General features: G+C 31.6%; 7 protein-coding genes and 3 tRNA genes. 1 reads left to right on the forward strand and 9 read right to left on the reverse strand.

The window, feature by feature from the left end; all coding sequences use genetic code 11:
* Positions 1-281: 281 nt before the first annotated feature.
* From LDL23_RS09635 to LDL23_RS09670, 8 genes are all read right to left on the reverse strand, one after another.
* Positions 282-349: transfer RNA gene (locus LDL23_RS09635), tRNA-Leu, on the reverse strand.
* A gap of 504 nt (positions 350-853) precedes the next feature.
* Positions 854-927: transfer RNA gene (locus tag LDL23_RS09640), tRNA-Arg, on the reverse strand.
* A gap of 5 nt (positions 928-932) precedes the next feature.
* A tRNA-Asn gene (locus tag LDL23_RS09645) sits at positions 933-1,004 on the reverse strand.
* A 738-nt stretch (positions 1,005-1,742) separates the two neighbouring features.
* Positions 1,743-2,207: a PIN domain-containing protein gene (locus tag LDL23_RS09650; protein ID WP_291265500.1), complete on the reverse strand. Its 465-nt coding sequence runs from the start codon at positions 2,205-2,207 to the stop codon at positions 1,743-1,745.
* Positions 2,185-2,553, reverse strand: a complete 369-nt coding sequence (locus tag LDL23_RS09655; protein WP_291265501.1) for a hypothetical protein — start codon at positions 2,551-2,553, stop codon at positions 2,185-2,187. Before LDL23_RS09655 ends, LDL23_RS09650 begins: the two co-directional genes overlap by 23 nt.
* 3 nt (positions 2,554-2,556) lie before the next feature.
* Entirely contained in the window at positions 2,557-3,951 is a 1,395-nt protein-coding gene (locus LDL23_RS09660; RefSeq protein WP_291265502.1) for a hypothetical protein, read from the reverse strand.
* A gap of 6 nt (positions 3,952-3,957) precedes the next feature.
* Positions 3,958-5,232 (reverse strand): hypothetical protein, encoded by a 1,275-nt coding sequence (locus LDL23_RS09665; protein ID WP_291265503.1) that lies wholly within the window; start codon positions 5,230-5,232, stop codon positions 3,958-3,960.
* Positions 5,233-5,315: 83 nt separating this feature from the next.
* Complete coding sequence (locus LDL23_RS09670; protein ID WP_291265504.1) at positions 5,316-6,737, reverse strand: RtcB family protein; 1,422 nt, start codon at positions 6,735-6,737, stop codon at positions 5,316-5,318.
* Positions 6,738-7,206: 469 nt separating this feature from the next.
* On the opposite strand from LDL23_RS09670, the gene LDL23_RS09675 reads away from it, so the two are divergent.
* Positions 7,207-8,241, forward strand: a complete 1,035-nt coding sequence (locus tag LDL23_RS09675; RefSeq protein WP_291265505.1) for a WYL domain-containing protein — start codon at positions 7,207-7,209, stop codon at positions 8,239-8,241.
* A 601-nt stretch (positions 8,242-8,842) separates the two neighbouring features.
* On the opposite strand, the gene LDL23_RS09680 is transcribed toward LDL23_RS09675, so the two are convergent.
* A partial coding sequence (locus tag LDL23_RS09680; RefSeq protein ID WP_291265506.1) for an alpha-ketoacid dehydrogenase subunit beta occupies positions 8,843-10,000 on the reverse strand: 1,158 nt, incomplete at its 5' end.

The following is a 10,000-nucleotide window of genomic DNA, read 5'->3' on the forward strand; positions in this document are numbered from 1 at the left end:
CAAAACGGAAAAAAGTTAGTAATCAAAAGTATTCTAATGGGTTTCTATTCTATTTTGAAGTTAGCCGTAGCGAACAACAAGCAAATACAAAAGCAAAAGAACGGTTAGGAATACGAAGCCATTTTCAGGTCTTTTCCTAAGTGTTTCTTTACGAACAAGTCGAGCTAAAACTAACCAAGTCCGAAGATTTTCTTATGGTACATCATTTTTAGGAGTGATGCCACTCACCTACATTAAAAGTGTAGTGCTCTACCAACTGAGCTAACGCATCTTGAATTGCGTACGGGAATCGAACCCGCGCCAACTAACTGTTACAAGAACCTAAATCTTGCGCGTCTACCATTCCGCCATACTACTTTCGTAGCAGCAGGATTCGAACCTGCATAACATTTGTGATGATTTTTTGGAAAACCACCAAAACCTCCAAGCCAAGTTGAACAGTACAACATTATTCGCAATTGCGAAACGAATACTACAATAGTGCTATACCGAAACACCCAACAAGACTTGCTTGATATTATTTATTCACCTAATTGTCATTTCGACGTAAGGAGAAACTTTAGTTCAGCGTAGCTAAATCTCATTATATTTATGACCTTCTTTATTGCTGAACAAAGATTCAAAACCTACTACGCAATTATTTTGCGTAGTAAAATAACTTGTGGAAGTAGTAGGATTCGAACCTACTCAGTAATTAAACAACGGTTTTACAGACCGCCCCAACTCTCCTACTTTGGCGTACTTCCATTTTGTAAGGCTTATCATGAATGAAAATTCAATTTCCCGAGAGACAGTCGGGAATCCCGATAATTATCGGGACCAATAAGCCTTGTTCCTTTCTAAAGAACTCGTGTGATTTTGGAAGGACTCGAACCTTCAACCCTTTGCTTCGTAGGCAAATACTCTTTCCAATTGAGCTACAAAATCAGTTGCGATTCTGGTAAGATTCGAACTTACAACCTTTGAGTTAACAGCTCACTGCTCTACCCTTGAGCTACAGAATCAGTATTTTTTGGGCATAAAAAAAGCACCTCATAAAAGGTGCTTCATATCATAACAATGGAATACTACTATCCCAAATGCCTATTAGTATGCACCTGTTTATTCTTATATCCGAAATCATGTTTCGGAGCTACATTACGTGATGGACTAAAACAATCTATCATGATTGTAATATTTCGTTTTTGAATGTTATATAGTGTTCTCATTATTATATTTTTTAATATTTGATTTCTGCCAACTGACCACTGTGACTGTCAACTGATTTCTGTGGCAAAGATAAAGTCAAAAAAAAGTAACTTCCAAATCTTTTTTGAAATTATTTTATTGATAATCAATTAGTTATACTTATTTTTAAGCAATAAAAATCCTGTCCGTTTTCCAACAGATACTTCGGATTTTACAAATGACTGTCTCTCATTTGGTTACGCATTTACCTTTATTTTTTACTATTTCGTTTTATCATGAAACATTTTTTTACTTTTTTTTCTATTTCTGTCATGCTGAACTCGATTCAGCATCTAAAACTCTACTTTCAATCATTATTCAAACAAAAAAAACGCCCTTTTTGCAAAGGACGTTTCGTGTATTTTGGTGTAATTTTACTAAAAACAATAACTATTCTTCATAAAAACACATACAACGTCCATCATTCTCCATAGGAAAATCTATCGCTGAGCGATATTGAATTAGACTATTATGTTGCTTTTGTGTTTTCATTTCGAGGGCAAATGTAATAAAAATCATTTAAGTATTGATGGAACTAATTTTTTTCTTTGATTATATCGTATCAAATTTAAGTCTGATGATATTAAAGGACATTGCATTGTCATAGCTGACGCAAAAACTTGCTTATCATGGCCATCAAATTTATATTCCTCTTCAATATCTTTTATTAAAATATAATTTTCAAGAATTTCCTTGTCTAAAGGTTGAATTTCAATATTTTCTTTTTGTTTAATTCTGTAATAAATTTCAGAAATTATCTTGTTTGCAATTTCTTCATTTTTAAACCACTTAATAAAAATCTCAAGAAAAACACATGATGGAATTATTAATTTTATTTCATTGTTATTATTAATAGCCTGATCAATTATTTCAAGAGATTCTTTACTTACAGAAATATCACATCCTTCAAATATATCAGAAAAATAAGAAATAAGAGCATTAGTATCAACCACATATTTATAATCGACTGAGTAATTCATTTTGTGTATTAATTAAATAATCTTCTAAAGTTAAATCTGCATGTAATGTATTCTTATATAGTAAATCTAGGAAGTCTAAATCAGTTTCTTGAATATAAAAACTCGTATTTTCAGAAAGATTGTATAAATAATCAATCACACATTTTGAATTTATATCTTTTTTTTCGACCTGTTCTAATAATATTGTTAGAATATTATTTATAGAAGAAAGTTTAATATCCCAATATTTAATTCCTTCAATATATTCAGATAAATGATTAAAATCTTCATCATATTTTTTAGATTTTAATATTTCAACATTAATAATTTCTTTACATTCTAATTTAGTTAGTGTATGAAAACTCATAATCTATTTTTTAGCTTTACTAAATAAATCATCAGAATCTTCTTTAGAAACATCATTATTAAATTCTGAATCAAAATCATCTTTTTTACCAAACTTGGTATTTACAAAATCAACATCAATTAAATCAACACCTTCACTAACTGCAGACTCTATTAAACCATATGCTCTCTCCAAAATTGATGAAGCATTAAATTCAGATTTCTCTGAAATCAACTCTATGGCTTCCTCACTAAAAGGAAAAATTTTATTATCGTTAACAGATGCTATTCTATATTTAGTCAAATAGATTTCTATTAACAGTTTTGCTTGATTTAAATTAAGTTTATTAAATGAAATTATATGATTAGATAAATTTCCTGAATCACTTAATATGGGACTTCTTCTTTCCATTCCAGAGATTGACCATGCCTTTTCAATTAATCTTGGTACACCTGCATGCAATACAAGTATTAAATTATAGAACCCAATTCTTGCATTCTCCAAAATACCATCAAAAAAATTGGTTCTAATTTCTAACGCAAATTCTTGTTTTAATTTTTCACTTTGAAAATCTGGAATCCTTTCAAAATCATCAATGATTATGTAAGCACCATTAAAACCAGCAGCTTCAAAAAGCAAAACTAAATCATTAAAGACAAAATTTATTCTTGACTTCCCTCTTTTTAATTCATTATAAAACTTGATAAAATCTTCTTGATTAGTTGTTTTACTACCAAAAAAATTTAATTTATCACTATTTAAAATAAAATCAGATGAAATTTTATTAAACTCTTTTTTTGTGTAAAAATCTTTTGTAATGTTTGAAATATTTATTGAATTTTGAGAATAGAAATCTTTTGAACTTAATAACTCAACAATATCATCTTCTTCTTTAAAGTCAATTTTTCCATCATACAATTTCAAAATTGATTCTAATCTCAAAGATGCTAAAGAGTACTTAATGATGTTTTTATTAATTATTTCTTCAAAAATTAAGTCAACCAAATCATAAAAGGTTTTTGATTTACCACTTGGTAAAGGTGATATGTGTAAACCAAAACATTTATTTATATTATTTGATAAATCTAAACAAAAATCATTGTTAATTTTATCTACTAAATTTAAAGTAAAAGCTGATTTACCGTTACCTCTTCCGACATAAGAATTATCTAGAATATAACCCAGCCTCAAATGATTTGGATTACTTTGCGGCTCTTTAATGAAATTGTCTATTATTAAATTCAATTCTTCCTGTCTAATACTAGCCTCATAAATTGAGCCATTATATCTATCATCAGGGGAGATTTTATTAACAAATGGTGTATTTGGAAATGGATTTTCTCTTAAATTAAATACCTCATATTTTGCTTTTCTATCAACCGAAATTTCACTTGTAGGCTTTTTTAATAGATTTTTCATAATAATTTATTTTCTGTAATCAATTGCTATAATATTTTTAAATTGTCCATTTACCGATACGGGCTCTCTTTTTAAATACATAGCATTAGTCTCGTACGGTAATCTGTCTGCTTCTAAAGAAATTTGAACTTTTGTTTCTCCTTTCAAATTTCTTAAATATATTTTCTCTAAAAATTCATTAAAAACAAAGCTAGGTATCCTTTTTTTGTAACAAACTCTTTCTCTTAAATCTGATATTCTTATAAAATGTGTTCCTCTATCCCTTTTCAAAGCAAAATAGCAATCAACCAAAGCATCAACAAAATTATCTTGATTATTCTGTGTCCATTCCAATTTGTGAATATATAATTTCAAATTATTTTTATAAGTAAAAACATTAACCAAATCTCTGTTATTGGTATTATTTATTATCAAAGATGTTGGATAAACTAATCTTCCGTCAAAATTTGGATAAAACTCAGTACTATGAATTATTCCTAGCTGTTTACCTCTTTCTACCCATATATTAAATGTTTCAAAAGAATGTTTATAGTTATAAATTTTATTTAAAAAATAATTTAACCAATATTTCCTGAATCTACTTATAATTGAATTATAATTTGATTTATTATAGAAACCGTTTAAATCTTTATCAATTAATTTATCATCATAAAGTGTATTTAATAGAGACTCATTTGCTTCATTTAAATTTATATCTTGCTCAAGAAAATTTGAAATATCAGACTCGAGTTTTTTCTGTAGTTTTTTTGAAAATAAATACCAATCTCTATTTTTTTTCATGTCATCTTTTTCAAATCCTAACTTTCTAGGTGAGTATATTGGAAAAATGAGTAGACCGTTTTTTGTTTTATTTTGTGAATAGCACAGATTTATTAAATCAAAAAACGCAAAAAAATGATTTTCCATTAAAACTAAAAGTTTTTCATAAAATAGTCTTTTATCTTTTTCTCCAAACAATAAACATTCATTACCAAGATCTGTGAGTATTAAATTCTTTTTGTTATCTTTTATTAAATTATAATTAACAGCTTCAAAAATAACTTGTTCAAAAGTATAAATATACCTTTTAACTTGTTTTTCAGATAACTCAGACTGATCAGTTGTTAGTTTTCTATATTTTGACTCACCTAATCTTTCTTTATCTTTTAGAATTTTAAAATATAAAAAAACCAAATCTCTTTCCTCATAAATTTTACAGCTTTGAAGCAAAATAAAAATATAGTCAAGAAAATAAAATTTTCTGACCATTTGTGGATTTGAAACTTGTTGATTATTATCCAAAATATTTTTTTTCAAATATACCAAAAACCCAACTACAAATCGTAAGTAAATACAACGATTTATAATTGAGTTTTCAACATTTTTTAATCCTCTCTACTCCCATCATCCGCCATTCGCACCATTTTTGGTGTAAACTTGGCAACTACATCTACCAAATCTTCTTGGGCAGCCATAACTTGATGAATATCTTTGTAAGCCATTGGTGCTTCGTCTTTTCCTGCGCCAATAAGCGTTACACCATGGTCTTTCAAAATGGCTTGCATTTCGTTTTTAGTAATGGTTTTAATGGCTTGGGTTCTGCTCATTTGTCTTCCAGCACCATGCGAGGCAGAGTTGATAGCGTTCTCCTCACCTTTTCCTCGCACTAAAAATCCAGGTGCCGTCATACTTCCTGGGATAATTCCCATCACTCCTTTTGCGGCAGGAGTAGCTCCTTTTCTATGCACAATTACTTCTTCACCATTATAGGTTTCTTTCCAAGCAAAATTATGATGGTTCTCTACTTTGGCTAAAACAGTTGCTCCCAAAGCTTTTTCCATTTTGGTATGAATAATTTCATGACAAGCCGAAGCGTAATCTCCCGCCAAATTCATCGCAATCCAATATTCTTGTCCTAAATCAGAACTTAAATCCAAATAGGCTAAGTTTCTGGCTACTTCTGGAAGTTTACAAGTTTCTTTAGCAATTTTAGTATAATGTCCAGCAATAGTAGCTCCAAATCCTCTCGAACCTGAATGCGTCAACAAAGCCACATATTTTCCTTTCGGAATGTTTAATGCAGCATCATCGGTTGCAAATTCTATAATACCAAATTCCACAAAGTGATTTCCACCACCAGAAGAACCCAATTGCGACCAAGCCTTATCTTTTAAGTTTTTAATAAAAGTGTGTTCCGCAAACTCATTTCTATCCAAAACTTCATGATTCGATTTGTATTGTCCGTGAAAACCGTGTCCCGCTCCAAATTTAGAATGGGCAACCAATTCTCTTTTGAATTTTGCTTCATTTTCATAATAAAACAACTCCGGAATATCATAAATCGACAAAGCCATTCTACATCCAATATCCACACCCACACCAAACGGAATCACCGCATTATTGGTAGCTAAAACCCCACCAATTGGTAATCCATAACCTTGATGCGCATCAGGCATTAAAGCGCCCGCTACCGTAACAGGCAATTGCATGGCAACTTGCATTTGTTTAATAGCGCCTTCTTCAATTTTATCGGCACCATACAAAGCAAAATCAGCTGGATTTGGATTTAGAGCGATAAAATCTTCTGGTTTTTCATTGGCTTTTTCAATAATAGCTTGTGCTAACTTTCCAAAGATTTTATGTTCTAAAAATGCTTCTGGATTTTCTAATACCAAGGCATAATTCGATACCATTTCTTCTTTAGTCAATCCTGTTCTTTTGGCATTAGCTTTTAAAGCTACACCTATTAAAGATCCTTCTGGATAACCTAAGGCTAATAAATCGGTTCCGTTAATTTTAGTTTCCATGACGTTAAATTTATATTTTTTATTTGATTTTTGTTGCTTTCGAGAGCCTGATGCATGTCTAACGATACATCAGGCTAACTACCCTTTGTTTGATGAAGCAAAGGTTTTACAGAACTACGCAATTATTTTGCGTACTAAAAAAAGAATTGTATTTTTGAGTAAATTCTGATAATTTAATTTTAAAAATTATTCAATCTGTGTTCCAAAAAAATCCGTCACCATTAGCGCTCCGCCTAGGCGGACCCGTTTCATCCGGGTGCCAAAAACCTGAAACTTAAATTTTTAAACATATAAGTCATATAAGGATAAACAAAGTTTAGATTATGCTGATTAAAGTTCATAAAAGATTATAAAGTTTTTTAAAATTTATTAAATCTGTGTTCGAAAAAAAATCCGTCACCATCAGCGCTCCGCCTAGGCAGACCCGTTTCATCCGCGTGCCAAAAACCTGAAACCTGAAACAAAAAAAATGGCTCAAAATAAAAACGCTCTCATCCGCTACAAAACCATCGACAAATGTTTGCAAAACAACTACCGTCAATGGACATTAGAAGATTTAATGAACGCTTGTAGCGAAGCTTTATACGAATACGAAGGCAAGAAAAACCCCGTAAGCAAACGCACCATTCAATTAGATATTCAGATGATGCGTAGCGAAAAGTTGGGCTACAATGCGCCCATTGAAGTCTATGATAAAAAGTATTACCATTATGCCGATGAAGATTTCTCCATAACCGATATTCCTTTAACCGAAACGGATATTAATGTATTGAGCGAAACGGTTTCTATGTTGAAGCAATTCAAAGATTTTTCGCTTTTTAATGATGTTTCGGATATCCTACAACGGTTAGAAGATAAAATTTATGCCGAGAAATCGCACACCCAACCCGTTATTCATTTGGATAAAAACGAGAGTTTAAAAGGCTTGCATTTTTTGGACGAAATCTATCAAGCCATAGTTAAAAAAATAGTTTTAGTAATCACTTATAAGTCATTCAAATCCAAAGAAGAACAACAATTTCATTTTCATCCCTTTATCCTGAAAGAATTCAACAATCGTTGGTTTATTATTGGGCGAAAAAAAGCTAGTCAACCCATCACAAATTTAGCATTAGATCGAATCATTAAGATTGATTACGATTTTCAAATGCCCTTTTTGGAGCAATCTTTCGATGCTGAAAAATATTATAAAAATGTAATTGGCGTAACTGTAAATTCAGGTTTACAACCTAAACCCATTCAACTTTGGATAGACCAATACAATGCACCTTATGTTTTAACCAAACCGCTTCATCGCTCCCAACGATTGCTAAAAGAAAACGAAGACGGAAGTATTATCATCAACCTATTTCTAATTGAAAACTACGAAATGGAACGCATTCTTTTAGGCTTCGGAGACGGCTTAGAAGTCCTAAAACCCGAACGTTTGCGATTACGAATGAAAAGTATTTTAGAGAAATCATTAAAACGCTATGATGAAAACACAAATATTCAAATTAGCTAAACTTTAATATCTTTTTGTATTTCCTTCTACCTTTCTTCCTATGTTGTTCGTATAAACACCCCTTTTTACGAAGCGCATAGGAACAACATACGAACAAACTACGAACAAAACCCCTATAATTTGAGGTTGCACCCTTCATTTGGCAACAAAAGGTGTCAAAACCTGTCAAAACCCGTCAAAAGCTATCAAATCGTTCTATTCAACCCTTTAATTTTTATCAGTTTAAGTATGCCGAGTGTATGAGGAGTGTATGCGTTAAGTATGGCTAGTGTATGCTAGAAGTATGGATGAAGTATAGATACAGTATGGATAGTGTATGCAAAGAGAATTTTTTTCATTAGTTCTCGATACATTTTAGATTTGCAAATCTAAGGCTTTCCAAATCCAAAACACTCGAAGTGACGGTAGAGGAAATATGGAATTAAAAAACATTAAGCTAAGAGCTTAAAAACTATATAAACGAAACCTCTCAGTCGTCATTTCGAGTGATTTTTGAAAGGAAAAATGCTAATTTTTGCTTTTAAAAATTGTATCGAGAACTATAGAACCAAAACAAAAAAAGACACCCGAAAGTGTCTTTTAATAATTTATGATGAATGAATTAATAAGCCAAAAGCTCTTTTAATTCTGTTTCAAATCTACCTTTTGGTAAATATTGATCTTCCAACGTCTTCATGAATGGAATCGCTGATTCTAAACTTCCTACTCTTCTTACTGGAGCGTCTAAGTATTCGAAACAGTTTTCCATAATCATAGCAGAAATATCGCTTGCTACACCACCAAACAAAGTATCTTCTTGTAAAATGATTACTTTATTCGTTTTCTTAACTGAAGCGTAAATTGCATCCCAATCCATTGGTTGTAAAGTTCTTAAATCTAATAAGTCTGCTTTGATTTCTGGATTTTTAGCCAAAGTTTCTAAAGCCCAATGAACGCCTGCTCCAAATGAAATAATCGTAACATCTGTTCCTTCTTTAATTAACGAAGCTTTTCCGAAAGGTAATGTGTAATAATCTTTTGGCACATCTTGATACACACTTCTGTACAATTGCTTGTGTTCGAAGAATAATACTGGATTTGGATCGTTAATTGCGGTATTCAATAAACCTTTTGCATCGTAAGGAAATGCTGGATAAACTACTTTCAATCCTGGAGTTTTGGTGAACCAAGCTTCGTTAGTTTGTGAGTGGAAAGGTCCTGCTTGAGTACCACCACCGCAAGGCATACGCACCACCACATCCGACTTTTCTTGCCATCTGTAATGTTGCTTTGCTAATAAGTTTACGATTGGATTAAATCCGGTTGAAACGAAATCCGCAAATTGCATTTCCATTACCGCTTTAAATCCGTTTATGGATAATCCGTTAGCCGCTGAAACTACAGCACTCTCACAGATTGGTGTATTTCTAACTCTTTCTTTTCCAAATTGAGCTACAAAGCCATCGGTAATTTTGAAAGCACCACCATATTCGGCGATATCTTGTCCCATGATTACCAAGTTCTCATGGCGTTCCATCGACTGACGTAAACCATTAGAAATCGCATCAATCACACGGATGTTTTCTGTTTCTGAAGATGGATTGAATTCTTCGAAAGTATAAGGTTGGTAAACATCACCTAATTCCTCTTCTAAAGAAGCTACAATTTCTGGTTCTTCTTGAACTTTCGCCCAATCCGTATCAATTTCTTTCTTGATTTCAGCTCTGATAGCCTCATCATCTTCATCTGATAAAACTGCCGTAGCTTTTAAGTAATTTCT

The sequence above is a fragment of the Flavobacterium sp. genome, from assembly GCF_020217025.1.
In the GTDB taxonomy this organism is placed as follows: Bacteria; Bacteroidota; Bacteroidia; order Flavobacteriales; family Flavobacteriaceae; genus Flavobacterium.

What these genes read in the sequence shown, in the direction of transcription:
- LDL23_RS09660 (WP_291265502.1), bottom strand. Translation starts at nt 3,951, where the DNA reads ATGAAAAATCTATTAAAAAAGCCTACAAGTGAAATTTCGGTTGATAGA.
- LDL23_RS09670 (WP_291265504.1), bottom strand. Translation starts at nt 6,737, where the DNA reads ATGGAAACTAAAATTAACGGAACCGATTTATTAGCCTTAGGTTATCCA.
- LDL23_RS09675 (WP_291265505.1), top strand. Translation starts at nt 7,207, where the DNA reads ATGGCTCAAAATAAAAACGCTCTCATCCGCTACAAAACCATCGACAAA.
- LDL23_RS09650 (WP_291265500.1), bottom strand. Translation starts at nt 2,207, where the DNA reads ATGAATTACTCAGTCGATTATAAATATGTGGTTGATACTAATGCTCTT.
- LDL23_RS09655 (WP_291265501.1), bottom strand. Translation starts at nt 2,553, where the DNA reads ATGAGTTTTCATACACTAACTAAATTAGAATGTAAAGAAATTATTAAT.